Below are 25,620 nucleotides of genomic sequence, written 5' to 3' on the forward strand. Positions count from 1 at the left end.
CTAATAACTAATTTTTTGTTCAACATTCGGATTTTGAACGGCTTTCTCATACAATCCCTTTAATTCTTCAAAATGATTTCCATTTTTTTCTCTATACTCTTTTTCCTTTTCTGTCAATTCCCTATTATACGGATTATCTCCCAAACTGCTGTGAAGAGCAATTCCAAATTGTGTTATAATATCAAATTTCATAATTTCCTGTGACAAACTTTTATCTGTATAAAATTTATAACCATCATAATTTGAACCTCTTCCCGCATCATAGTAAATATCGTTATTGTATTTTACTTTTACAATATTTTTTATTTCTTTTTTTGTTTTTCTTTCACAAATAACTGCTTTGTTGTTTTCCACCAATTCAGCAATATAATTACGAACATAATCCAATTTTTTATCCTTATCCGAAATATTATTTTTTATATTCTTTTCTTTTTTATCTCTATTCTTATTATACAATTCCAACAAATCACTTTTTCTTACTACAATATCAAAATTTTCAGTTTTATAAGTTACCAAATCTTTTTTATCACTTGGCAGTACATCATCTAATTTAATTTCTTTCACAAAATCTTGACTCAATTCTACATATCTATTCTTTTTTGTATCGTAAGTTCCTTTTACAATCGTTTCTGCCATTCCTTGAATTGCCACGATAAATGACAAAATAAATAATATTTTTTTCATAATAACTCCTTCTTTCTTTTAGTTCTTAAATTTTAACTACTTCTTATTAAATATCCCCATCAATCTGGTTTTCAACACAATTTCTCCTTTTATTTTTATTATTTATTTTCAAAGTTCCCAAATAAAATCCCATATTAACAACCATCGCATAAACAAAATACCTCGACTCTAACGTCTTTATAATCCCAATTTTTTCAATACTAATCTGAGTTTCTTTAAAATACATCAAAACTTTATAAGGAAAAGTATAAATTATTGCATAATAATCTTCTTTATACCAGTTGAAACCAATAAAAATAAATATAAATGCAATTATCAAACAACCTAATATTGTCAATTTTCTTATAATTTTCATTTCTTCTTTATCAAAATATTTTTTTATAAAAAATCCAAAACAAATATTGATAATAACAAATGGGATTAAAATACTAAATTGCATTCTATCTTCATAACTTTCCATTGGAATTGTAAATATTTGAACTCCAAAACAAATTACAAAACTAGGAATCAAAAAATACATTGTAACAAACCATAATATAATTTTAGAAACTTTAGACAAATAACTTCTACTCTTTATTTTACTTCTAAATATTCCTAAAATGAATAATCCGTTGAAAAAACATAATTTTATAACTCCAATAATATCTATTCTAAATAATAATACTACTGATAAAATTATAAAAAATATTGGCAATTTCAAAATTTTATCATTTTCATATCTCGATTTTTTTCCCATGAAATAAAACATTACGCCAAAAATTATTCCCGTTATTATTGAAAACATTCCTCCAAAAAATAATCGAAATGGCAAATCAAAACCATAATCCCAGTCATATTTTCCTACCAAAAAATAAAATGCAAAAAATAAAATTTGAGGAATTATAAACTTTGACAGTTCTATTTTTCTTAAAGTATTTCTAGAAATCTCTTCCACTCCTTAACTCCTTTCTTCTTCAATATCATCGTCGAAAAATAAGGAACTTCCTCCACACTCTCAATATCCCAATAAACAACTTCATTATCTTTCCCGCAATCTGAAACAATTACAACATTTTCTTTATTCCCAGTTTCAATTATCGCTTTTTTTATTTTCTCAAAATCTCGGCTGATTTTCATTAACACTAAATTTTGATTATTTTCAATTTCTTTATAAACATCAGTCTTTCTATTGACAGAAACTACTTTTAAATCTTCATCTCCAATCATTAGCGGTATATTAAGCCTTGCCGCAATGCTGTTAAATGAAGTTATTCCCGCAATAGTTTCAACTTCCACATCATCTGAAATATGTTCCAAGACGTAAGTGTAAGTGCTATAAGTCATCGGATCTCCTATCGTTAAAAATGCTACCTTTTTCCCTTTTTTCAATTCAGCACTTATTACATCCGCATTATTTTTTCTAAAAACTTTTCTCGCTTCCACATCTTTTATCATTGGAAACTCCAAAAATAGCTGCTCCACATCAGGCTTTACATACTCTTTTACAATATTAAAAGCTGTACTTCCTTCTCCACTTTTTGCCTCAGGCAGTACAATTACATCTACTTCATGCAGTCTTTTTGCTGCTTTAACTGTTATATTTTCAGGATCTCCTACTCCGACACCAATACCATAAAATCTACCTTTTTTCATATTTCACTCCTTTCTCTTCTCACTTCCCCTAAAAAATTCACTCATTTTTTTCAATTCTAAGTTTTTTACTTTTAGATAATTTTTATTGATTGTACAAGAATCTTTTTAATTTCAACTATTTTCGCAACTTTTCTTTAATAAATTCCTTCAACACAGGAATATGACTCAATTCTGGAGTTTTACTTGCATAAACCATTGTCACATTTCCCTTTTTTAACTCTTCCAATATTATATCCTCAAATTCCTTAAAATCTGAATTTCCTTCCAATTCTTTTCTGTAATTTTCAGAAAAATTTTCAAAGTCAATAATCCCTTTATGATAATTTTGTCTCAATTCTTTCGATGGCGTAATAATTTTTGCCCAATAATCAATTTTTGCATTTTCCTTTTTTAGCCCTCGAGGCCACAATTTATCGACTAATATTCTAAAACCATCTGTTTTTTCAATTTTTTCATACACTCTTTTCCATTTAATTTCAAATTTCATAACTGTTCTCCTTTTTTATATTTTTTTAATTATTTATAAAATCTTCGAATATATTATATCATATTTATTATACAAATTCTTAATATAATCCGACATTTAAAAAAATTAATTATTTAAGAAAAAGTCTATTTTAATGAAGAATTTGTTTTTTATTTTTGTAATTATAATTGAAAATTTTTATCAAATAATATAAAATACTTATAGTTATAAAAAAAGGAAGGAAAAAAATAAAACTTTCTTGATTCTATTTTATATACTTGGTTACATAGGTTTTTACTTAACATTATTTGTAAACGAAATTTATTTAGAAAAGAAAAATCGATTAAACAAAAAAGAATATTTAAAAATTTCAGCAACACTAATGATTTCATTTACACTAATGATTATTTTTAAAGAAAATTTCTTTATTGTTGAATTATTATTGTTGTTGTTTTCTTTATCAATTTTGTGGATTGTTTATAAAAAATATAGTGAAATTAGGATTTAAAAAGTTAAATATAATTGAAAATATATATTTAATATGATAAACTTTATAAAACATTTTAAATAAAAAAATAAGAAAGAAGGGATAAAAATGAAAAAATTATTGATTATTATTTCATTATTTATGACAAGTATTTTGGGATTTGCAAATGTAAAACCTCTTGATGTTGATGTAACAGAAGGTGCAAAATTACCTAATTTCGAATTAAGAGATTTTCAGGGAAAATATACAAAAAGTAAAAAACTATTTGGAGATGGAAAACCTACACTTTTTATTTTTGCTGCTGAATGGTGTCCTTATTGTCAGCGTGAACTATCTGCTGTGCAAAAATTTTACGAAGAAAATAAAGATAATATAAATGTTGTGGTTGTATTCACAAGAAGAAAAACCAATTTATCATCAACTAAAAAATATGTGGAAGAAAACAAATTTACTTTCCCAGTATATTATGACTCCACAGACTCACTTATGAAAGCCTTCAAAGTGAAAACTGTCCCATACAATTTAATTATTAAGGATTCTAAAATTCAAAAAGATTTGGGTGGATCAAAAACTTATGAAGAGTTGAAAGAAGCATTTTATTTGAATTATTAATTTAGAAATATTTTATATTTTAGACATCAACTATTGAAGGCTCTTTTGCAGGAGGAGTAGGATATGCTTTTGATAGAGGAGCTTTCAAATTAGGATGGTAATCGAAATTTTTAAGGAGGTAAAATTTATGAATAAGAAATATCAAAATATGATAGTTATAATGGCTTCAATATCGTCAGCCATAATTGGTGGTAGAATAATTGATGAATATGGATGGGTTATAGGTTTAATAACAGCTGCAATTACAGGTGCTGTTGTTGGATTGCTTGGAAAAATTATATTAAAGTTTCTTAAAATTAATAGATAAATTAAATAAATACGTATTTATTATAAAATTATAACCCTTAACCTAATCCTAATAAAACTTTTATTTAAATAGAGAGTTTCTAGTTTTTAGGAACTCTTTATTTTTAAAGAAAGAGAGGTGGAAAAAGATTTTTTCGATATTTAAAAGATATTGTTGTGTTTTACAAAAGGATGAGAAGGATTGCGGACCTGCCTGTATATTAACAATAGCTAAGCAATATAATTCAAATTTTTCAATTGCCAAGTTATGGCAAATATCAGGAACAGATAGAAACGGAACTAATCTTGCAGGAATGATAAAAGGGCTGGATTATTTGGGATTTGATTCAAAGGCAGTGAAAGTTGAGGATAAAAAAATTGATAATAGTGTGTCTTTTCCTATAATAGCACATATTCAAACCACAAATAATTTTTTACACTATGTGGTTGTTCATGATTTATATTTATTTTGAAGGAAGAATTTAAAAACAGGATGATAAAACTACCATCCTGTACCATATATTATATTTTGAGTTTACACAAAATTCTGGACACTCTCAATTAATAAAATTTGTAAAACTCTCTATCTCTAACACCTAATAATGATAAGCTCTGTCATCAATCTTTTCAAATTTCAAAACTTTCCCATCATTAGTAGTCAAAATCAAAAGATTATTATTAAATTCTATAGTTTTAGAATTTTGCAACAATTTTAAATACTCGGATTCAATTTTCATTAAATTTTCTGGTCCAGCCATTTTTGTAGAACCAACTGGTCCAATTTTAATGCTGTCATTCTTGATTTCACAATTTCCAAAATAGTTGTTTATTCCAGAATTTCCATTAATCTTGTTTTCAGCAAAAGAAATTGTTATTTCTCCTTCTTTTTCTGGAAAGGAAGTTTGTCCCATTTCGACAAGTTTCCATTTTGTATTTTTCAATTTTTTACTCAAGTCTAATTTTTTAAACGTCCAAACTTCTCCATTTTTATTTCTCAAGCTCAAAGTTGTGTTATTATAATTTATTCTTGGAGAATTTTTCAAAATATCAAAAAAGTTTAGCTCAATTTTCATTAATTCTTCTGGCCCAGCCATCAAAGTTGCCGCCGTTTCAGCAGTTAAAATTGAATTATTTTTTATTTTATATCCTCCAAAATAACTATTCACACCTGAAAATCCACTAATTTTACCATCTGAAAAATTAATTGTAATATTTGCCCCTTCTGGAATTGGCAATTTTTGACCTTTTTTACTAATTTGTGATAATTCCCAAGAAGTTTCGTTTAAATTAATAATTTTCTTTTTTGTTTTTGCACTCAAAGAAATGCAACTTAGTAAGAAAACTGTTAAAATTCCGAATAAAACAAATGTCTTTTTCATTTTTATTCCTCTTTTCTAAAATTTTTTATTCAAAATCTTAAAATTTATATTTCTAATATTTTAGAGTTTTTTTAGAATTTAATTTAAGATTTTACGATTTATTTCCTTTATTTTTTCAATCGTAATAATATCACATTTTTATTAAACAAATAATTAGAAAGTTTTAAAAAATTAAATTCTCAAAATTTATTTATAATCTTTTTTCTAAAATGAATATTGAAATGAAAACCAATGCAAATCCAATTAATTCAACAACAGAAAATGTTAATCCAAAAATTATTACTGATAATATTGCTGCAAGTACTGGCTCGAAAGCTGTCAATATTCCTGCAAGTGATGAGGAAATATAGTTTAAACTTGCGATATAGATTAAATAGGCAATGGAAGTTCCTAAAATTACGACTATTGCTACTTGAATCATAGATTTTGTGTTTACATTTCCTTCTATTTTCCAAATTGGATGAACGATGTTTGAAATTATGCTTCCCACAATCATTCCCCAGCCGACTACTGTTATGCTGCCATATCTGTTTTTTTGGATAAATTGAATAAAAGGCAATCATAATTGCTGAAAAAATCCAATAAACAGTGCTTCTGGAAGGACAGATAAACTTGAAATTTTTCCTTTTGTCGCTATAAATACAACTCCTAAAACTGTCATAAAAAGTAAAAGTAAGGTTGAAATTGCTGGAATTTTTTTGTTTTTTACAGATTCATAAATAAATATGAAAAATGGTGCTGTAAACTGTAAAATTGTTGCAAATGAAACATTGCTTAACTCGATTGTTCGGAAGTATGTGTACTGAACAAAGTACATTCCCGCTGAACCAAACAAAATTATTCCAATAATGTCTCGCTTGTTTTTTAGAGGCTTTAAAACCGATTTTTTTTCAATGAAAATTACAATTAAAAATAGTAATATTCCTGAAATAAGGGTTCTTGTGGAAACCAGCCAATCTGACGAAAAATTGTATTTTTTGAAAAGGATTTCTCCTGAAATTCCTGAAATTGACCACAAACTTGCAGCTAAACTTGCCAGTATCATTCCATGTATTTTTTTCTTGATTTTGTATCCATTTTTCGCCACCTTCTTTTTCTGAAATTTTAACTTGCAACAACTTTTTCTCCACGCTCAGAGAGTTTGAAAACTCCATTATCAACATAAATATATTTGCTTTTCTCAGCTTTGTCGATAACTTTTTTCAGAAAACTTTTACTCCAACGCAAATGATTTTCGATAGTTTCAACCCCGCATTCATCTTTTTCCTTTTTAGTATTGGCGTGATTCGATAAATGAATTAACAAAATTCTTAGCGAAAATGCCATTTTTTGAGATTTTTTCCGATTTATTGTAAAAATCAAACCTTTTTTTGGAGAAAAAATTAATGTTAAAAGAAAAATTACTCCTATTATTACTGCGATACTTCCAGCAATTGAAACGTCAAAGAATCTTGCCAAATGAAATCCAATAATACTTGCCACAGCTCCCAGAACGAGGCTTAATCCTATCATTACTTTTAGCTTATCTGTTAATAAATACGCTGTAATTGGAGGACCAATCATAAATGCAACTACCAATATTGAACCTACTGCCTCAAATGAGGATACTGCTGTCATTGACACAAGCGACATTAGAATGTAATGAATTAATATTGGCTTCATTCCAAGAGTTATTGCAAGAGCTTTATCAAATACCGAAATTTTCAATTCCTTGAAAAAAATAACGACAAAAGATAAGTTTATTAAAAATATTACAAAAGTTGTAACTAGCCCTTTTGCAACACTAAAACCAAATATCTGTACCCGATTAAATGGTGCGAATGCCAGTTCTCCCAATAATACTGAATCAACATCCAAATGTACATTTCCAGCATATTTTGAAATTAAAATTACAGCTATACTGAATAACAATGGAAAAACCACTCCAATTGCAGAATCTTCCTTGACAAGTCTTGTCGAATTAAGAAGTTCCACAAGGTAAACAGTTAAAACTCCAACTATTCCCGCACCAACGATTAACAAGGGAGAATTTAAGTCATGAACTGCAAAAAATGCAACTACAATCCCAAGTAAGATAGTGTGCGTAATCGCATCTGAAACCATCGCCATACTTTTTAAAACCAGAAATGTCCCCAAAATAGAGCAGGCACTTGCAACCATTATTGCAATAAGCTGTATTTCCAATGAAAAACCCATAATTTATTTCCCCCTTTCCAAATTATTTATTTTTAAACTATTTAATTCTATTTTTTTATTTTTAAGTTTTTTTCTAAATTCTTTTTTTCTTTTCTGATTTCTTATAATTTTAAATACAATCCCTCTTTTGTTTGAGAAAAGAATGCTAACAACCACGATTATACTTATAACTATAACGATAACAGGTCCAGTTGGCAAATTACTTTCACTTATACTGATTAAAGTTCCAAGCAATCCTGATATTCCTCCAAAAAACGCCGCCAAAATTACCATAATCGAAAGTTTGTCTGTCCATTGCCGTGCTGCAACTGCTGGAGAAATAAGCATCGCACTTATTAAAATTACTCCTGCCGCTTGAATACCAATTATTACGGTTGTTACAATCAATATGGAAATTAATATTTCGATTTTCTTGCTTGGAAATCCCAATGTTTTGGCAAAATCAGAGTCAAATGAAACAATTTTAAATTCCTTCCAGAAAAGAATAATTATAATTAGAAGAATAATCCCTGTAATGAAGATAATATTTACATCTCTTTCAATAAATGTCGATGCTTGCCCAAAAATAAATTTATTTAATCCCGATTTATTTGCACCTGGCAATTTATTCAAATAAGAAAGTAAAACTAGCCCTAACCCAAAAAATACCGATAAAATCAATGCCAAAGCACTATCAAATTTTATTTTTGTATAATTTTGAATTAATTGAATCAAACCAATACATACAATTCCTGTTATTAAAGCACCTAGCAGCAAAACTTCTGTATTTTTCACGTTTGTAAATAAAAAAGCTAAGCAAACTCCAGGAAGTGAAGCATGAGAAACTGCATCTCCCAATAAACTTTGCTTTCGTAAAACGGCAAAACATCCAAGTATTCCAGAAACCATTCCAAGCAATAGACAGCCAAGTGCAACTGTTCTAAAAGTATGATCAGAAATAAGAAGATTTAATATATTCATTTTAATCCTCCTTTTCGATTTCAAGATGATTTTTATTATCTTGAGTTAATTTTTTACTTTTATATGTTTTTTCAATATTTTCAGGAGTAAAAATTTCCTCTACAGGGCCAGAAGCTATAACAGAAACATTTATAAACGTCACATAGTCAAAATAATCCTTTACCGTTTGTAAATCATGATGAACAACAATTACGGTCTTTTTCTCATCACGTAATTTTTTTAGAATATTTACAATAGATTTTTCAGTTTTGCTATCAACACCTTGAAAAGGCTCATCCATAAAGTATATTTCTGCATCTTGCACTAAGGCTCTTGCCAAAAATACCCTTTGTTGCTGTCCACCAGACAATTGGCTTATCTGCCTATCTGAAAACTCATCCATTTCGACTTTATGAATAGCTTCCTTTGTTTTTTCCTTATCAATTTTTCTAACTTTCTTTAACCATCCAACTTTTCCATAACGTCCCATTTCCACAACATCAAACACAGTAGTCGGAAAATCCCAGTCAACACTTCCTCTCTGAGGTACATAAGCAATCTTATCCCTTACTTTACCGTATTTTTCATTATAAAATTTCACCTCGCCAGTGACAGGATTTATCAAATCAAGCATCGCCTTAATCAAAGTAGATTTCCCAGCTCCATTCGGCCCCACTATCGCCATAAGAATACCTTTTTTGATACCCAGCTCAACATCCCATAAAACAGGTTTATCTTCATATGCTATTGTTAAATCTTCAACTTTTATAATAATATCATCAGAAACATTTTGATTCATTTTACTTCTCTCCTAAATTTAAAAATTATAACATAGCAAAACAACTTTAAGGAATTTTTTTATGTTTTACATAATAAAAGGGGAGTGATAATTAAAGTTATTCTGCTATGTTTTTTTGAATTATTTTATATATAATTAATAAAAATAATTACCGATTTTATTTTAATGCATTTACAATTGTATCAGCATTTGCCTTAACTGTTTTAATATAAGTTTCAGAATTATGTGCTTTATCTCCTAGCGAATCTGAATACAATTCTCCACCTATTTTAACTTCTTTTCCTCTAGCTTTTACAGCTTCCTGCAATGCTTCTATACTTTTTTTCGGAACAGAAGATTCAACAAATATTGCTTTTATATTTCTTTGTACAATGAAATTAGCTAAGTCACTTATGTTTTTTGTACCAGTTTCAGAATCTGTAGAAACACCTTGTATAGCTTTTACTTCCAATCCAAATTGTTCTCCAAAGTAGTTAAAAGCATCGTGTGCTGTTACAAGAACTCTACTTTTTTCAGGAATTTCATTTATTCTTGTTTTTACATAAGTTGTAAGTTCATTTAGTTCAGCTTTGTATTTTTTCAAATTTTCTTTGTAGTAATTACTATTTTTAGGATCATATTTGCTTAATTCAGCTTCTATTGCCTCAGCTTCCTTTTCCCATAATTCTGTATTGAACCATACATGCGGATCAGGAGTATTTTGGTCAACTAGATGAATTTTACTTTTATCCAGTTTATCTCCAACATTTAGTATATTTTTGTTTTGAGAAGTTAACTTTTCAAAAATTTCTGTCATTTTACCTTCCAAATGCAGTCCACCATAGACTATGATGTCAGCATTTCCAAGTTTTTCAATATCTCCTGCACTAGCACTATACAAATGTGGATCTACTCCTTCTCCCATAAGTCCTGTAACTTCGACTTTATCTCCACCAATTGTTTTTACAAGGTCAGTAAGCATTGTCGTTGTTGTCGTAACTTTTATTTTTTTACCTGATGAAGCTCCACCTTTTCCACAAGATATTAGTAGCATCATTGCTACACATACTGCGATTACTAAGTTTAATTTTGTTAATACGTTGTTTTTACTCATTATCTGTCTCCTCCAAATCTTTATTTTTTTTATAAACCTCAATCATATCTGCTGCATTAAAAGCCACTATTTTTCCATTATTTTGCTCACTTTTCAAATATATCGGTCCATTAAACGGATCTTTTCTTTCTACAATATATTTTTCCTTTAAATTTATATCTAAATCTCGTAGATAATCATATAATTCAATATTATCCTCTACACTTAATATAACAATTTCATCATTTTCCTCAGCTTCAGATAATTTTATAATATTTTCCTCATCCAAGTTTTCTAAATCATAGAAAATCGGGCTTCCGTGCGGACATTCCTTAGGATAAAACAGGAATTTTTCCAGCTTTTGAAGAAGTTTATTGCTAGTTACATGTTCCAAAATTTCTGCTTCTTTATGCACTTCTTTCTTTTCATATCCCAGCTTTTCAAACAAAAAAACTTCCCAAACCCTATGTTTACGTATAATGTCAAGTGCAAAGCTGTTCCCTTTTTCAGTAAGTTTTACTGTTTTTTTGTCGATAGTTAAATAATCATCGTTTGCCAACTTTTTTATCATTTCACTAACTGAAGCTGGAGAGATATTTAAATATTCTGCAAGTTTTTTATTGGAATATTCCTTCTTTTTTTTCAAAGTATATATTCCCTTTAAATAGTCTTCTATACTTCTGCTCATCTCAACTCCTTTCAGTTTTAGCTAAACCTAATTTTAAAGTTAGGAAGACCTAATAACAATAACATATTAACATTATATACTTTGATTGTCAAGATATTTTTTTTACATGAATATTTTTAACATCAAAATAATAAAATTAAGATAAAATAAAAAATGCATCTAATAACATCAGATCTTTTATCTGACTATTATAAAATGCATTTTAAATCAAAAGTTATAATGATATTTTCCAAAAAAGCAAATAATAAATCAATTTTATACTAAAATCCTGAAATAAGAATAGGAAATAGTATAAAACTGTTGATTTCTCTCCACTTATATTCTATAACATTTTTTCAAATAATACTGTAACTTATGTTACAAAAAAACTCCCGTTTAAAAAATTTTTTTTAAAACGGGAATTTATACGATAATTAATATATCAATTTTTATGGTTTCAAAATATTTGCTGAAAATTTATATGAATAATCTTCATTTTTCAAAAATTTTACTGTTCCTATAATATGTGAAATAATCCAGTAAATCCAAAGTCCAGTAATAATTGCCATTAAATATTTCAGCGTTTCAAAAATATTTTCCAAAATTATGAAATTTAACACTATCATTCCATTTTTTTATTGTCATATGAATTTTTATAATTTTACCAGCTTCCGCCTCCACCGCCGCCAAAGCCGCCACCTGAACTTCCGCCAAAACTTCTGCCAGAGCCAAATCTTTTATTTTTACTAGCAATTTTTCCCCATTTTACCCTTACGGCATCAAAAGTTTTTTGAACTTCATTAATGATTAAATTATTTGAGAAAAAATTTACATTTTGATTTTTATATTCCTCTTCTCCAAATTCTTTTATAAAACACTGTGAAACTCTTCGGTTTTGATGCAAAGCCACTGAATAAGGTAAAATAATATCATAAATTCTTCTTCTCTCAAATCTATCCATTTCCCAACTATTTTTAAAAATTTTATCTTCTATATATTTTTTTAACTCATCTATCCATTTTTTTATCGAAGAATTATTTTTAAAAATATAATTAAAAACTTCAAATAATCCCCAAAAATAAATAATTTCCAAAATATATAAAATATTTTTTGAAATATCGTTAAATAATAAAATTCCTATAAAAAAAATCGGTATTATTCTAAAATATGAAAGTTCGTCTAAAGAAATAAAATAACTTACAGCAAAAAATATAAAAAAGCCAATATATATGCTTAAATTTTCAAATGTTGTTGTAAAAAACAAAATACTTAAAATTATCACTCCTAAAAAAAATGGAAAATAATATTTTTTAGAATCTTTTTTTAAATTTCGATATTTTTTCTCCAACATTTTTTTCATTTCCAAACTTTTTTCATAAAATTTATCTTCTTTTTGATAATTATTTCTTATAGCTTCCAAAATAATTTTCTCTTCTTCTGGCAATTCATCTTTTTCACTGATAAAAATCATTTTCATTGTTTTTTCTTTAATTGAAATACATTTCTTTTTTAACAACGACAAGATGGCGACTTCTGTCAATTTTTCCAAATTATCATTTCCAGAAAGATAAGCGACTTCAACTGGAGATAATTCTTCGTCAAAATATTTTGTATTTTTTGCTTTCAAATAATAAACCCACACATAAACACTCAAAGCCATCAAAATTATAAATCCTATCACTAAAGAAATTCCTCTTAAAGCTAAATTTTTAAAATCATTTCTTTCTTTTTCAAAACTTCTTTGAGCTTCATTATTTATTTGATTTAAAATATTTTTATCAAATTTATTTTTATCCAAATGAATAATAAAACTAATTCCTTCATTTTCATTCAATCTTGTCAAATTTGAAATAAAAATTTCCCCATTTTCCATTCTTGCCTCAAAATTTTGATTCCGTTCCCCTTTTTTTCCAGTATAAACTTCAAAATTAGAATTTTCACCATTTTCATACAATTTTCCATTTTCCATTTTAATAACAATATTTGCTTTTTCAATTGGAACGCCCCACTCTTGACCAATTCCATTAAAGTATATTTCATATTGATTTCCATATTCTGTTATCGCTTTTTTCATTTTATAACCAATTTGATAATTGTAAATTCCATTTTCAAGCAACACATCTTGTTTTCCTATTTTTATTATTTTATATTCCGCTTCATCAAAAATATCAAAATTTTCTTTTTTACTATTTTTTAAAACATTAAAAACCTCAACTTCCGAACCAAACTTCAAAGGTATTTTTCTATAAATTCCGTGCTTTTGCCTTCCATCAAAGTTGTAATTTATATTTTCTGAAATATTCAAAATCCCATCTTTTTGAATTGTTATGAAAACATCATAATTTTTTATGCTCTCGCCAAAAAGAAAGACAGGAAAAATCAAAAAAAGAAAAAAAATTCTTGAAATTTTAATTTTTTTCATCTTCATCACTATCACTCACTTTTTATATAAAATTATTTATTAATAACATTATACCATATTTTCTTTTAGCAAAAATTCAAGAATTTATTTATTTGCGAAATATTTATTTAAATTTCTTTTCCAAAAACTCATAATATTCCAAAATATCAATATTTTTCTGTTTCAAAAATTCTTTTACTTTCAATATTTTTGGAACATCCAAATTCAATTTTTTCAAAAAGTTAAAATCATCAAAAATTTCATAACGAGTCCCTTGCTTCACAATTTTTCCTTCATTTAAAATATAAATATAATCCGCAACTTCATATGCAAAATCTATGTCGTGCGTAGAAATCACAAGCGTCTTTCCTCTTTTGCACAAATTTTTTATCATTTCCAATGTTTTTTTTATATTTTTGAAATCAAGCCATGCCGTCGGTTCATCCAACACTAAAATTTCTGGCTCCATCGCTAAAATTGAAGCTATCGTGACTCTTTTTTTCTGTCCGTAACTCAAATGATGACATGGTTTTTCTAAAAGTTTTTTCATATTTAGCTCAGCGCTTATCTCACTTATTTTTTGCTCAATTTTTTCATTTGAATAATCCAGATTTTGCAACCCATAAGCTATCTCCTGATAAACTGTCGGCGCAAAAATCTGAACTTCGGGATCTTGAAATACAATTCCAACTTTTTTTCTCAAATTTTCCAAATCTTTTTTTTTATACTTTAATTTTTCCCCATTAAAATATATTTCTCCACTGTCTGGCTTTAACAATCCATTTAGCAAAAAAAATAGCGTTGATTTTCCTGAACCATTTTCTCCCAGAAATACCGTTTTTTCCCCTTTTTTTATATCAAGAGAGATATTTTTTAAAATCTTATTTTGTTTTTCATATGAAAAGCAAATATTTTCTAATTTTAACATTATACTACCACCATAACTAAATTTATTAAACATACAAAAATTACGAAAAAAATTTCTTTTCCAACTTTTTTATATTTCTTATGAACAAAGATAAAATTTTTCCCCAACCTTGAATTTACAGCTTTTACTGAATTTTCATTGTAATAAGCTGTTTTTCTGAATATTGCTGCAACTAACATTGAAAAAGATTTTAGGCTACTTTTGTAATTTACATACCCCAATCTCGAATTTTGTGCATTTAATAACTTATCTTTCACATCAAAAAGTACAAAAATAAATTTATAAATTAATAAAAACAATTCTCGAAAAATTTTTGGAAATTTTAATTTCTCAAAAACATAGTCAAAATCTGAAATCGGCGTCGAACAAATTAGAGCATAAACTACACAAATTGAAGAAAAAGAGCGAAATAAAAATGTTATTACATCTTTTTTTATCCATAAAAGCGAAAGTGCTGTCGTAAAAATAAAAAACGCTGGAACGATATATAAATAAAATAATTCTTTTATTTTTACTTTTACAAAAACTATCATAATTGCATTAAATAAAATAAAATTAAATAGAAAAACTTCTTTTTTATTAGTAACAATTAAAATTATTAAAGTTACTACCATAAAAAATATTTTTATCGCAGGATTTATCTCTTTTAGTAAACCTCTGTATGAAATTTTATCTATTAGCATTTTCTTCTCTTCCCTTTTTACGACCTTTTAAATATCCCAATACATAACAGACCACTCCTGCCCCAAATGCCGCCTGTAGTGCAAACAAAAGACTTTCAACTTCTCCTCCCGGCAACTCAAAAAGATTTTTTGCCCAAGGTTTGTAATTTGGATTAATTTTTTGAATCAATTCTTCCCCTTTGTCATCAGACCCGCCAAATTCCGCTCCTTTTATAAATAGCAAAGGAAATATTCCTATCGCTACAATCAATAATAGTAGTAGTATATTTTTTTTGAGAATATTATCTTTTTTTTCTTTTTTCAATGTAATTACACCTCTTCTCTTCCTTTTTATCATTATATTTATCCAATATATTTACTATAATATTTGTTAGCAACCCTTCAATAATCGCCAAAGGAACCTGAGTTACCGCAAAGATTGCCGCAAACTTTAAAAATGATTCCAACACTCCTCCAGTTGCCGAAGGATTTGCTAGTGCCAGTTGAAGTGAAGTTACTACATATGTTGCCAAATCCCCCAGAGCCGCTGCCAAAAACACCGCCACAGCTTTATTTTTTTTATAAAGCAATTTATAAATCCCAAAAGATACTAAAGGCCCTGTTATTGCCATTGAAAAACTATTTGCTCCAAGTGTTGTAAATCCTCCGTGTGCCAAAAGTCCTGCTTGAAATATAAGAACTATTGTCCCCAGTATTGAAGTTACAAAGGGTCCATATAATATAGAAGCTAATCCCACTCCTGTCGGATGTGACGAACTTCCTGTGACAGACGGTATTTTTAGCGCTGAAAGCACAAATATAAATGCTCCCGCAAGTGCTAAAATCATTTTTTCCTCCATATCTTCACCAGATAATTTTTTTAATTTTTTTATTCCAAAAAACCAAAACGGTAAACATAAAACAAACCAAAATGCTGCCCATTTCACAGGCAAAAATCCTTCCATGATGTGCATAGAAAAACTATTTACACCAATTACTAAAAAAGCCATCAAAATTAATAATTTCAACTTTTTCATCTTTTCCACTTCCTCTCAAATTTCTTAAAAATTTTTTTAATAAAAAATCAGCTGAAAAAGCTGAACTTAACATACGTAAAAATTCTGTGATAAAACCACAGTTCATTTTTTTATGCAGATTATTTTCTCCCTTCCCAGAAAATTTTATATTGCAAAGATTACAGGCAAGTCTCCTGACTAACTTCTTCCTACTCGTATCCTTCCCAAAAATTTTTTTATTTTCAGTGGCTATACACTTTCGTCCATTTCACAGTAGTGGTGGCTGTATCGGATTTTAACCGATTTCCTTATTAAGTTAAAAAACACCTGTATCTTTTTTATTATAACACATATTATAGTTTTGTCAATCGAAAAGCTAATATATAAAAACAAACTAAAAAAATAGTTTTTTTATTCTTTTTCAATTATCTCATAAATTTTTTCAATATCAATATTTTCCCGCAAAACTTTTGCCAATTTATCATATTCTCTATCTTTATATTCAGAATAACTAAATTTTTTATCTACATATTCCAAACCTTTATTTTCTCTAATTTTATTCAAAAAACTATTTGTAAATTCAAAATTATCAAATATTCCGTGAACATAAGTTCCAATCACATTTTCTCGCACCATTCCCTTTAACTTTTTCTCTCCAAAAATACAATTTTTTTGAATTTCTTTCAAATTTTTACTCTTATCACCATTTTCCAAATAACTATAACCTTGATGAATTTCATAACCATTTATTTTAACATTTTCCATTCCGCTCAAAATTCCACTTACGTTTTTTAATGTATTTTCATATTGCGTAGTTATTTTTTCCGTTTCTATAACTGTTTCTATCGGAAGTATACCTAGTCCTGAAATCTCCTTTAAATTACTTTCCAAGTTATTCAAATCAGTAATTTTTTGTCCCAAGATTTGAAATCCTCCGCAAATTCCAAAAATGACAGTTCCTGATTTTGCAAGTTTTATTATTTTTCGAGCCATATCTTTTTCAACCAAATCTTTCATATCTTCAATTGTATTTTTTGAGCCAGGAATAATAATAACATCTTCATTTCCAAGTTCATTTGCACTTTTGACATATTTTAGTGAGACATCACTATAATGGCTAAGTGCGTCAATATCAGTAAAATTTGAAATATGCTTTAATTTTATCACAGAAATTTTTATTTTCGCATCTTTTTTCTCATTATATTTGTCAATCCCAAGACTGTCCTCTTCTTCAATCCCCAATTTCACATACGGAACCACTCCCAAAACAGGTACATTTGTTAATTTTTCTATCATCTCAATCCCATTTGCAAGAAGCGATTTATCCCCACGAAATTTATTGATGATAACCCCTTTTATTCTGACTCTCTCACTTTCTTCCAAAAGCATTATCGTCCCATAAATTGCGGCAAAAACTCCACCTCTATCAATGTCTGCTACCAAAATCACAGGCGTATCTGCCATCTCAGCCATTCCAGTATTTACAATATCATCTTCTTTCAAATTAATTTCCGCAGGACTTCCCGCACCTTCCAATACACAAATGTCATAGTTTTCTCGAATATAATTATATGCTCTTTTAATCTCCTTTTTCAAATTATGTTTAAAAGCAAAATATTCTCTCGCATCCATATTTTTATAAACTTTCCCATTTACAATGACCTGCGATTTTTTATCCGTTGTCGGTTTTAGTAAAATCGGATTCATAAAAACTTCTGGTTCAATTTTAGCGGCTTCAGCCTGTACAACTTGTGCTCTTCCCATCTCTTTTCCGGATTTCGTTATAAATGAATTTAGCGCCATATTTTGTGATTTAAATGGTGCAACTCTATATCCATCTTGATAAAAAATTCTGCAAAGTCCTGTTGCAATTATACTTTTTCCAACATTTGAACCCGTTCCAAAAATCATTATATTTTTATGTTTTTTCATTTTCATCTCTTTCTAAATTTTATTTTTTTATTTCTAATTTTTTCAAAATCTTCTAAGCAAATATTTCAACATTTAAAAAAATTTTTTTTAATAATTTTCTATCTTTTTATAATCACAACATTCATTCCAAATTTTTTCTCATAATCTTTCAATTTGCTAACTCTAAATTCGTAGATTTTCTCATTTTCATAAGAAAGATTTTCTCCAACAAAAATTTTTGCATTTTCAAAACCGTTTTCAAACAATTTCTTTGCAATATTCTGTGGCGTATTTTTACTAAAATCTGTGAGTAATCCAATTTTTTCATATTCCCTCAATTTTGAAACATAATCAAAATTTTTTCCATGAACACTCGAAATATAAGCATCATTCCAAAACTCTGAAATTTTTGCAAACATATATTGTAGTGACGAAATTCCAGCAACCACTTCCAATTCATTATCACAAAAATGTTTTTTTATAAAAGCTAAAAAGCTGTAAAAACCAGTATCTCCAGAAACTACTAAAGATATTTTCTTATCTCTATTTTCATTGATAAATTCTATAACTTTACTCAAATCAGCTGAAATCTGAACCTCCCACGACTAAAGTCGCAGAGTTCTAAAATCTTTAAAAATATTTAAAAATTTTCTAAGAAGTTTGATAGCTTTACACTACCCTTATTCTTTTAGGCGTGTTCAGCTCACCTCTATTGTATAGGACGCTTAAGTCCACAACTTTACTTTTTCTTAATATATTTAATGCTCCATTACAATCCGCATTTATGAGTTTACCTGCGCTTGTTTGATATAGTCCTCTTTTTATCCTTTTTCCACTGAATTTATATTCTTGCGGATTTTCTTTATCATATATTGGGATTTCATCTCCATCAAAGAAACTTGCTTTTGATGTATAACTCTCTTCTTGTAGCTTAAATTCTATTCCATATAGTTTACATAGATATATTAATTTATCTCTTAATTTCCCATATGGTATATTTACAAAGTTTTGATTATTTATACTTCCTATATTTGAATTTCTTTGAAAATCTTCATTATATCCTAAAACTATCTTTCCTATATCATTATTAAGACAATAATTTATAATTATTCTTGCTGCTTTTGAAAGATAATCTTCTATACGGTTATTTCTCTTTCTAGCTATTTTCTTTTGCCTTAATGTTATATGCTCTATCTTTTGCTTATCTTTAATACTTTGTAATTTTGCATTTATCTTGTTATAGTATTGATTTATTGATTTTAATTTTCTACCATCTATTAGGAATGATGCCCCATTATTAGTTACACAAGTACAAAGATTATCTATACCTAAATCAATTCCTAGTGCATTTTCTTTATTTAATTCCCTTTGAACTTCTTCTACCTCATAAATGTATTGAATTTCAAAGTACCTGGAATGTTGTTTTGGTATTATTCTAATCTCTTTTATCTTCTTGTCTTTTAATACTGGCGGCAGTTTTATTGCGATTTCCTTATGTGTCTTTCTAAATGAATTTGAATAAGGAACTATCAGCATATCATCTTTTAATCTTACAAAACCTATAACAAGAGTTGTAAATCCATCTTTAGCAAGATATTTAGGTAATTTTATTTTTTTATTATCATATTGACCATTCTTAGCAAGTTTTAAAAGTCCAAAAAATGATTTGAAACTTCCGTCTGCTTCTTTTAGAATTTGTTGAGCCATATTAGAATTTAATTTTTTATAGTTCTCACTATTTTTAAGCATTTTATAGTTTTCGTTATAACTTAAATACTTTTTCTTATTAAAATAATACTGTCTAATATTATATATAGCTTCATTAGTTAAGTTCTTGGCTATATGAGATAAATATTTTAAATTTCTAAACTCTTTTTTACTAAGATGTTTTACTTGTTGTTTTAAAGTTAAATACATAGATATCACCTCCTTTTCATCAGAGATATTATACTATATATCCTACATTTTATCTATTTTTTTTAAATATTTTTAAAGTTTTTAAAACCCCACAACAGTGGGAAGTGTCGTTCACATAAGTGCGCTACTACTTATGCAGTTCTCATGGCATATATACTCCTTAATAAATTAAGGAGATTAGCCTTGAACTTCTTGTTATCTCTAACAAGCACAGACTATATCTTATCCATATCCTATTTCAAGGACTTAGGCGAAACCACTTCCAATACCAACCGCTTGTATTGTACTCCCCTCACGAGGGATAGTCGTTGAACTTTCCTTTTCAGGCTTAGCTGCTGATTGTCTATTATCATAATGTTTAGGATTTAACCTTGCACCATCTAGTATATTTTTTCTGCTTTCGCTACCTTCACACTTATACCATATTTTAACGAAGGTATTATGTTGTGGTTATACTAGCTTTAAGAGTTCCCAGCAGTTCAGTTTCTTTGTTGCACAGTTTTTCTTCTGTGTCTACATACAAGTTTCCCTATATGCTTACTAAAATTTTTGTGCAATTCATCTCACGACTAAAAGTCGCGAGTGTTCTTGCACTATTTAATAAAAATATTCTTTATTTTTAGTATACTTTCCCAAACTTTCCAAATGTCTTTTCCCGCCGATTATCACATCACTTTCTTCTATTTTTTTCAAAACTATTGGCAATGTATAATCAAGATTTCCAGGTCCCAAACCCAATATTTTTATTTTTTCCATACTTTTCTCCAAATTTTAAATTTTTTGCAAAAAATAATTTATAAAAAATAAAAGGACTAAAATTGAAAATTTTATTTTCTAAAAAGTCCTCTTACTTTAAAATTTATTTTCTAAATAATTTTTAGTCCTCGCTCTTTTAATTCACTCGCATATTTACTAGCTGTCTTATAATCTGTAATCATAACAATCTGATTTCCACTTTGAATTTTTGTGTTACCTTTTGCAATGTGGTCTTCTCCTTCTGATCTAACACTTATAATTAAAATATTTTCTGGCAATTTCAATTCTTTGACTAATTTCCCGTCAAATTCCGAATTTACTCCAACTGGAATTAGTAAAGTGACAATTTTATCCTCATTATTTTTTTTATTTTTACTATGTCTGTCTTTCCACCAATTTTCCAACATTTCAAGTCTTTTTTCTTTTTTCTTTTCTCTTTTTTAATTTTTTCTTCTTCTTTTTCTGACTGAGAAATTTCTTTTTCAAACATGTTTAAATAAAGTCTTTCATAAATTGGCTCCATTTTAAATAATTCAGTAAAAATATAGACTATTGTACAAACAATTATAAGCATATACAGATAAGAAAAATTTCCTGTCATTTCCAAAATTAATGTAATTCCCGTAATTGGCGCTCTCACAACTGCTGTAAAATAAGCCGCCATTCCAAGTATCATAAAATGTACAATTATTTCATTTGGAATTTCAAAATAGTGATTTAATACTTCGCCATAAACTTTTCCAGACAAAGCTCCTATTACTAGCATTGGCAAAAAAATTCCGCCAGGAAATCCTGATGAATAACAAAACATTGTGTAAAAAAATTTCATTATTAAAATTGCAAATAAAATTTTAAGACCTACTTTTGCCGAGAACATTTTTTCAATTAAATCGTGCCCTCCACCTGTTATTTCTTTAAAAAAGATTGCCACTAAATAGACAACAATCATAAATAGCGAAATTTTTAAATATTTATTCATTTTTATGTCTTTAAATTTTTTTTGAAACAACAAAAGAAAATATGAAAATCCTCTTCCCAAAATTGTAATTATTAAACAAAATACAAGCGTTACAATTCCAATAATATAAATTGGAGTATGTTTTGGAAGCATAAAATTATATTGAAACGAAGACTCAGGTCCTAGAATCATTCTTGAAACGTAATTTGAAGTCCCGCTGGCAACTAATACACAAATCAATAAAAGCGGCGAAAAAAACTTATGAAGTTCTTCTAATGAAAAAATTACTCCCGCAAGAGGCGCATTAAATGTCGAAGCGATTCCCGCACTGGCACCACAAGTTACAAGATATTTTTCTTCAGTTTCAGTTCTTTTAGTAATCTTTTTAATTCCAGAACCAATAAGCGCCCCCAAATGTACAGATGGTCCTTCCCGACCAAGTGCCATTCCAGCTCCAACCGCCAAAACTCCACCAAAAAACTTAGTAAACAGCTCCGGCAGCCAGTTAAACTTTATTTTTTTATTCAAAAACGCATTTACCTGTGGAATACCGCTTCCACCTATTAGTGGATATTTTGAAAACATAAACTGAATTACTATCCCTACTAGAATAAAAATTATTAATCCTGCAATGATTTTTGTTACTGTCAAATTTGTTAAATATTCATTTCTAAAAAAAGAAATGTTATTTAATAATAACGTATATGACGAAACGATTAACCCTGAAAAAATTCCAGTTAAAAAACAAATTATTATTAAGATAATCTTACTCTTCCTTGATTTTAGTGAATACACATTCTGTAATTCATGTAAAATATCTTTTGCCATTTTTTTCATCTCTTTTCTTTAATTTTTGTCTTTTAAAAATTTATCTTTTTCTGCCTTTCATCATTCCAAGTCCTGGAATTGCTCCGCTGTTAAACATTTTCATCATTTGCTTCATCTGCTCAAACTGTTTTATTAATTTATTTACATCATTTACTTGAACTCCGCTACCTTTGGCAATTCTCCCTTTTCTTGTTCCAGCTTTTAAAAGTTTTGGATTTCTTCTTTCTTCCACTGTCATTGAGTAAATAATAGCTTCCACTTTTTTCATCTCTTTTTCAGCCATTCCCATATCAATCATGCTTGTATCAACTCCAGGTATCATTTTCATAATTCCCGCAATCGACCCCATTTTTCTAATCATTTTAAATTGTTTCAAAAAATCTTCAAAATCAAACTGATTTTTTCTAAATTTTTCTTCCATTTTTTTAGCTTCTTTTTCATCAATCGCTTCCTGCGCCTTTTCAACCAGCGACACGACATCTCCCATCCCCAAAATACGAGAGGCGAGTCTATCAGGGTGAAATGCCGAAACATCGTCAAGTTTTTCCCCTTCACTTATAAATTTTATTGGTTTTCCAGCAACTTCTTTAACCGACAAAGCCGCACCACCACGAGTATCTCCGTCTAGTTTAGTTAGTACAACTCCAGTTATATCAAGCTCTTCATTAAAAGATTTTGCCACATTTACCGCATCTTGTCCAGTCATTCCATCAACCACAAGAAGTATTTCATCAGGTTTTACATTATCTTTTATATCGTGCAGCTCTTTCATCAACTCTTCGTCAATGTGAAGTCTACCAGCCGTATCAATTATCACATAAGTAGCATTTTCATCTTTGGCTGCTTTTATTCCCTCTTGTACGATTTTTAATGCATCTGTGCTCTCATCTATCGTAAAAGACCCAACTTTTACCTGCTGTGCCAACACTTTTAATTGTTTTTTAGCCGCTGGTCTATACACATCAGCTCCAATTAAAAAAGGTTTTTCTCCCTTTGATTTTAAAAATTTTGCAAGTTTTCCTGAAAATGTCGTTTTCCCAGCACCCTGAAGCCCACACAGCATCACGACTGTCATTCCTTTCTCAGCCTTTTTAAGTGCAACATTTGTTCCACCAAGCACTTTCACAAGTTCATCATTCACTATCTTTACAAATTGCTGTGTTGGATTTACTCCTGAAATTACTTCTTCTCCCAGCGCTTTTTCACGGATTCTTGAAACAAAATTTTTGGCAACACTGTAATTAACATCCGCTTCCAGCAAAGCTAATCTAACTTCCCGAAGAGCATCCTTCATATTACTTTCCGTCAATTTCCCCTGCCCTCTGACTTTTTTAAATATATCTTTAAATCTATCTCCTAAATTATTAAACATCTTTAAACTCTCCTAATTTTTATTCTAAATTTTCATCATAATCAAATTCTTCAATTATTTTTTCCAAATTTTCCAAAGTAAAATTACTTTTCAAAAATAAAAGTTTATTTTTTAGTTCCTTTTCTTTTTCAAATATTTTTAATTTTTCTTCATATTCATCAAGCTGCTTTATCCCACGCTTTATATTATCATAAACAGCTTGCCGTGTAATCTTATATTTTTTTGCAATTTCTGAAAAAGAACTATTTTCCTCGAAATACAGTTCCAAATACTCTCTTTGCTTTTTAGAAAAAAGTTCTCCATAATACAAAAAAAGTATCGAGTGTCTCAAAAAATCTTCCAATTTTTCTAGTTTATTCATAGTACTTTTATTATACACAATTATTATAACTGTTGTCAATTTTTAAAATATGATTAATTTTTATTTCAATTTTTAAAACTATTGACTTATTAGCTTAAATAATGTAAAATTAATTATATAATAATTATAATAAAATTTATAGATAGGAGCCGAATATGAAAAAAATACTATTGGGAATGTTATTTCTTGTTTTTTTGACAAGCTGTGGCGGTAATAGTTCAGAAAAAACAGTTGCAAAATTTATTGACAACTTAAAAGCTGGAAAAACAACCGAAGCTGGAAAATACACCACTGATGCAAATTTTTTGAAAAACTTTGAACAAAATTATATTAGTCAAAGTCAGGAACAACTGTACAAAACTTTGCTAAAAAATATTAATTACAAAATTACTAGCTCGGAAAAACAAAGTGAAGATACAAGTATTGTAACTGTTGAAGTTGAAAATATCGACACAAGAAAATTATTTTTACAATTTTTTAAAAATATCTCAAGCAACACTTTTTCAAAAGATGCGACTAAAAAGTCTACTGAAGAAATATTAAAAGAAACATTAGAATCCAAAGACTTGCCAAAAGCAAAAAATACTACAAAATTTATGGTAAAAAAATCTTCAGATGAAGAAAAAGTGGCTGTAACAGGAGAAAATTTAGAAGTACTATTAGGAAAATTAAATACAACTTTTTCAAATTTGAATACAATTCTTCCAAAAGATGAAAATAACAATGAAAATTCAGAAAATAATTAATTATAAAAATTAGAGCTGCCACATTTTGCAACTCTATTTTTTTATATTCCAAAATCTTCTCTTTTTATAATTCTCTGATTGCTACTTCCTCTAAATTTTATATTTGGATCATACAATTCTTTAATAAATCGTCCGTCAACCAAAACATCAACATATTTCAAGCATTTTTTTCTCAAATCATCTTTTTTTATTTCTTCCAATGTATAACCTGTATACATCCAAATATTTTTTTTCGTCTTTTCTTTCAAAAATTTCAAAACTTTTAACATATCCTTTGGATTAAAAAGCGGATCCCCACCACTAATCGTAATTCCATCAAGTAATTCATTTTGATTAATTTCATTAGCAATTTCATTCAAAATTTCATAAGTCAATTCAGTCCCATTATTAGGATTCCAAGAATACTCGTTATGGCAACCAGGACAAGCATGAGAACAACCTGAAAAATATATTGAATAGCGAAGTCCAACCCCATCGACAATAGTTTCCTTAAAAGTTCTTAAAAGTCTTAGCGAAAAATCTTTTTTTAAATCCTCATTTTTCATA

At 28.1% G+C, this 25,620-nt stretch carries 31 protein-coding genes and 1 riboswitch; of the genes, 4 read left to right on the forward strand and 27 right to left on the reverse strand.

What is annotated here, in order from left to right; genetic code table 11:
* The 4 genes from BCB68_RS01500 to BCB68_RS01515 form a co-directional block, all read right to left on the reverse strand.
* Nucleotides 1-684, reverse strand: a complete 684-nt coding sequence (locus BCB68_RS01500) for a hypothetical protein (RefSeq protein WP_094079218.1) — start codon at nucleotides 682-684, stop codon at nucleotides 1-3.
* Between the two features lie 46 nt (nucleotides 685-730).
* The gene (locus BCB68_RS01505; protein WP_094079219.1) at nucleotides 731-1,618 is read right to left on the reverse strand and encodes a hypothetical protein; all 888 of its coding nucleotides are present in this window, start codon (nucleotides 1,616-1,618) and stop codon (nucleotides 731-733) included.
* Nucleotides 1,591-2,316 carry a precorrin-2 C(20)-methyltransferase gene (cobI, locus tag BCB68_RS01510; protein WP_094079220.1) on the reverse strand — a complete coding sequence of 242 codons (726 nt, stop codon included), beginning with the start codon at nucleotides 2,314-2,316 and terminating at the stop codon, nucleotides 1,591-1,593. Before cobI ends, BCB68_RS01505 begins: the two co-directional genes overlap by 28 nt.
* A 115-nt stretch (nucleotides 2,317-2,431) precedes the next feature.
* The gene (locus tag BCB68_RS01515) at nucleotides 2,432-2,803 is read right to left on the reverse strand and encodes a DUF488 domain-containing protein (protein WP_094079221.1); all 372 of its coding nucleotides are present in this window, start codon (nucleotides 2,801-2,803) and stop codon (nucleotides 2,432-2,434) included.
* Nucleotides 2,804-3,377: 574 nt separating this feature from the next.
* On the opposite strand from BCB68_RS01515, the gene BCB68_RS01525 reads away from it, so the two are divergent.
* The 3 genes from BCB68_RS01525 (at nucleotide 3,378) to BCB68_RS11035 (ending at nucleotide 4,639) form a co-directional block, all read left to right on the forward strand.
* Nucleotides 3,378-3,881 (forward strand): TlpA family protein disulfide reductase, encoded by a 504-nt coding sequence (locus tag BCB68_RS01525; protein ID WP_018498353.1) that lies wholly within the window; start codon nucleotides 3,378-3,380, stop codon nucleotides 3,879-3,881.
* A gap of 94 nt (nucleotides 3,882-3,975) precedes the next feature.
* Complete coding sequence (locus BCB68_RS01530; RefSeq protein ID WP_231724357.1) at nucleotides 3,976-4,188, forward strand: glycerol transporter; 213 nt, start codon at nucleotides 3,976-3,978, stop codon at nucleotides 4,186-4,188.
* Nucleotides 4,189-4,393: 205 nt separating this feature from the next.
* Nucleotides 4,394-4,639: a cysteine peptidase family C39 domain-containing protein gene (locus BCB68_RS11035; protein ID WP_442915277.1), complete on the forward strand. Its 246-nt coding sequence runs from the start codon at nucleotides 4,394-4,396 to the stop codon at nucleotides 4,637-4,639.
* A 123-nt stretch (nucleotides 4,640-4,762) separates the two neighbouring features.
* Here the strand turns inward: BCB68_RS11035 and BCB68_RS01540 are convergent, their stop codons facing one another.
* The 22 genes from BCB68_RS01540 to ylxM form a co-directional block, all read right to left on the reverse strand.
* Nucleotides 4,763-5,545: an META domain-containing protein gene (locus tag BCB68_RS01540; RefSeq protein WP_094079224.1), complete on the reverse strand. Its 783-nt coding sequence runs from the start codon at nucleotides 5,543-5,545 to the stop codon at nucleotides 4,763-4,765.
* A gap of 190 nt (nucleotides 5,546-5,735) precedes the next feature.
* The gene (locus tag BCB68_RS10800; protein ID WP_237048672.1) at nucleotides 5,736-6,035 is read right to left on the reverse strand and encodes a DMT family transporter; all 300 of its coding nucleotides are present in this window, start codon (nucleotides 6,033-6,035) and stop codon (nucleotides 5,736-5,738) included.
* 69 nt (nucleotides 6,036-6,104) lie between these two features.
* Nucleotides 6,105-6,632, reverse strand: coding sequence for a DMT family transporter (locus tag BCB68_RS10805; RefSeq protein WP_237048673.1), 528 nt, complete (start codon nucleotides 6,630-6,632; stop codon nucleotides 6,105-6,107).
* A gap of 17 nt (nucleotides 6,633-6,649) precedes the next feature.
* On the reverse strand, nucleotides 6,650-7,741 hold the full coding sequence (locus BCB68_RS01550) for a metal ABC transporter permease (protein WP_094079225.1): 1,092 nt from the start codon (nucleotides 7,739-7,741) through the stop codon (nucleotides 6,650-6,652).
* A gap of 3 nt (nucleotides 7,742-7,744) precedes the next feature.
* Nucleotides 7,745-8,701, reverse strand: coding sequence for a metal ABC transporter permease (locus BCB68_RS01555; RefSeq protein ID WP_094079226.1), 957 nt, complete (start codon nucleotides 8,699-8,701; stop codon nucleotides 7,745-7,747).
* A 1-nt stretch (nucleotide 8,702) separates the two neighbouring features.
* A complete protein-coding gene (locus BCB68_RS01560; RefSeq protein ID WP_094079227.1) occupies nucleotides 8,703-9,479 on the reverse strand; it encodes a metal ABC transporter ATP-binding protein in 777 nt (258 codons plus the stop codon).
* A 157-nt stretch (nucleotides 9,480-9,636) separates the two neighbouring features.
* A complete protein-coding gene (locus BCB68_RS01565) occupies nucleotides 9,637-10,572 on the reverse strand; it encodes a metal ABC transporter solute-binding protein, Zn/Mn family (protein ID WP_094079228.1) in 936 nt (311 codons plus the stop codon).
* Complete coding sequence (locus BCB68_RS01570; protein ID WP_018498294.1) at nucleotides 10,565-11,239, reverse strand: metal-dependent transcriptional regulator; 675 nt, start codon at nucleotides 11,237-11,239, stop codon at nucleotides 10,565-10,567. Before BCB68_RS01570 ends, BCB68_RS01565 begins: the two co-directional genes overlap by 8 nt.
* Nucleotides 11,240-11,667: 428 nt before the next feature.
* A complete protein-coding gene (locus tag BCB68_RS10610) occupies nucleotides 11,668-11,838 on the reverse strand; it encodes a hypothetical protein (protein ID WP_172826455.1) in 171 nt (56 codons plus the stop codon).
* A gap of 41 nt (nucleotides 11,839-11,879) precedes the next feature.
* Nucleotides 11,880-13,640, reverse strand: a complete 1,761-nt coding sequence (locus BCB68_RS01575; protein ID WP_157697341.1) for a DUF2207 domain-containing protein — start codon at nucleotides 13,638-13,640, stop codon at nucleotides 11,880-11,882.
* 103 nt (nucleotides 13,641-13,743) lie between these two features.
* The gene (locus BCB68_RS01580) at nucleotides 13,744-14,547 is read right to left on the reverse strand and encodes an energy-coupling factor ABC transporter ATP-binding protein (protein WP_094079230.1); all 804 of its coding nucleotides are present in this window, start codon (nucleotides 14,545-14,547) and stop codon (nucleotides 13,744-13,746) included.
* Nucleotides 14,547-15,230, reverse strand: a complete 684-nt coding sequence (locus BCB68_RS01585) for a CbiQ family ECF transporter T component (protein ID WP_094079231.1) — start codon at nucleotides 15,228-15,230, stop codon at nucleotides 14,547-14,549. Before BCB68_RS01585 ends, BCB68_RS01580 begins: the two co-directional genes overlap by 1 nt.
* Complete coding sequence (locus tag BCB68_RS01590) at nucleotides 15,217-15,534, reverse strand: energy-coupling factor ABC transporter substrate-binding protein (protein ID WP_237048674.1); 318 nt, start codon at nucleotides 15,532-15,534, stop codon at nucleotides 15,217-15,219. Before BCB68_RS01590 ends, BCB68_RS01585 begins: the two co-directional genes overlap by 14 nt.
* On the reverse strand, nucleotides 15,512-16,246 hold the full coding sequence (locus BCB68_RS01595; RefSeq protein ID WP_094079233.1) for an energy-coupling factor ABC transporter permease: 735 nt from the start codon (nucleotides 16,244-16,246) through the stop codon (nucleotides 15,512-15,514). Before BCB68_RS01595 ends, BCB68_RS01590 begins: the two co-directional genes overlap by 23 nt.
* A gap of 146 nt (nucleotides 16,247-16,392) precedes the next feature.
* Nucleotides 16,393-16,571, reverse strand: a riboswitch (cobalamin riboswitch).
* A 65-nt stretch (nucleotides 16,572-16,636) separates the two neighbouring features.
* Nucleotides 16,637-18,157, reverse strand: a complete 1,521-nt coding sequence (locus BCB68_RS01600) for a cobyric acid synthase (protein WP_094079234.1) — start codon at nucleotides 18,155-18,157, stop codon at nucleotides 16,637-16,639.
* 98 nt (nucleotides 18,158-18,255) lie between these two features.
* A complete protein-coding gene (cbiE, locus tag BCB68_RS01605; protein ID WP_237048675.1) occupies nucleotides 18,256-18,714 on the reverse strand; it encodes a precorrin-6y C5,15-methyltransferase (decarboxylating) subunit CbiE in 459 nt (152 codons plus the stop codon).
* A 91-nt stretch (nucleotides 18,715-18,805) separates the two neighbouring features.
* Entirely contained in the window at nucleotides 18,806-20,053 is a 1,248-nt protein-coding gene (locus BCB68_RS01610) for an RNA-guided endonuclease InsQ/TnpB family protein (protein WP_094079236.1), read from the reverse strand.
* Nucleotides 20,054-20,650: 597 nt separating this feature from the next.
* Nucleotides 20,651-20,809, reverse strand: a complete 159-nt coding sequence (locus tag BCB68_RS01620) for a hypothetical protein (RefSeq protein WP_237048676.1) — start codon at nucleotides 20,807-20,809, stop codon at nucleotides 20,651-20,653.
* A gap of 110 nt (nucleotides 20,810-20,919) precedes the next feature.
* Nucleotides 20,920-21,216: a TrkA C-terminal domain-containing protein gene (locus BCB68_RS10810; protein ID WP_237048677.1), complete on the reverse strand. Its 297-nt coding sequence runs from the start codon at nucleotides 21,214-21,216 to the stop codon at nucleotides 20,920-20,922.
* A complete protein-coding gene (locus BCB68_RS01625; RefSeq protein ID WP_237048678.1) occupies nucleotides 21,141-22,595 on the reverse strand; it encodes a ClC family H(+)/Cl(-) exchange transporter in 1,455 nt (484 codons plus the stop codon). The genes BCB68_RS10810 and BCB68_RS01625 overlap by 76 nt, the downstream gene beginning before the upstream one ends.
* A 40-nt stretch (nucleotides 22,596-22,635) precedes the next feature.
* On the reverse strand, nucleotides 22,636-23,967 hold the full coding sequence (gene ffh, locus BCB68_RS01630) for a signal recognition particle protein (protein ID WP_094079237.1): 1,332 nt from the start codon (nucleotides 23,965-23,967) through the stop codon (nucleotides 22,636-22,638).
* Between the two features lie 19 nt (nucleotides 23,968-23,986).
* Complete coding sequence (gene ylxM, locus BCB68_RS01635) at nucleotides 23,987-24,328, reverse strand: YlxM family DNA-binding protein (protein WP_094079238.1); 342 nt, start codon at nucleotides 24,326-24,328, stop codon at nucleotides 23,987-23,989.
* A 155-nt stretch (nucleotides 24,329-24,483) separates the two neighbouring features.
* Between ylxM and BCB68_RS01640 the strand changes: the two genes are divergently transcribed.
* The gene (locus tag BCB68_RS01640; RefSeq protein WP_094079239.1) at nucleotides 24,484-25,074 is read left to right on the forward strand and encodes a DUF4878 domain-containing protein; all 591 of its coding nucleotides are present in this window, start codon (nucleotides 24,484-24,486) and stop codon (nucleotides 25,072-25,074) included.
* A 41-nt stretch (nucleotides 25,075-25,115) separates the two neighbouring features.
* Here the strand turns inward: BCB68_RS01640 and nrdG are convergent, their stop codons facing one another.
* Complete coding sequence (nrdG, locus tag BCB68_RS01645) at nucleotides 25,116-25,619, reverse strand: anaerobic ribonucleoside-triphosphate reductase activating protein (protein ID WP_094079240.1); 504 nt, start codon at nucleotides 25,617-25,619, stop codon at nucleotides 25,116-25,118.
* Nucleotide 25,620 lies beyond the last annotated feature (1 nt).

Origin of the sequence: Leptotrichia sp. oral taxon 498 (genome assembly GCF_002240055.1) — a bacterium.
GTDB classification, from domain to species: Bacteria; Fusobacteriota; Fusobacteriia; order Fusobacteriales; family Leptotrichiaceae; genus Leptotrichia; species Leptotrichia rugosa.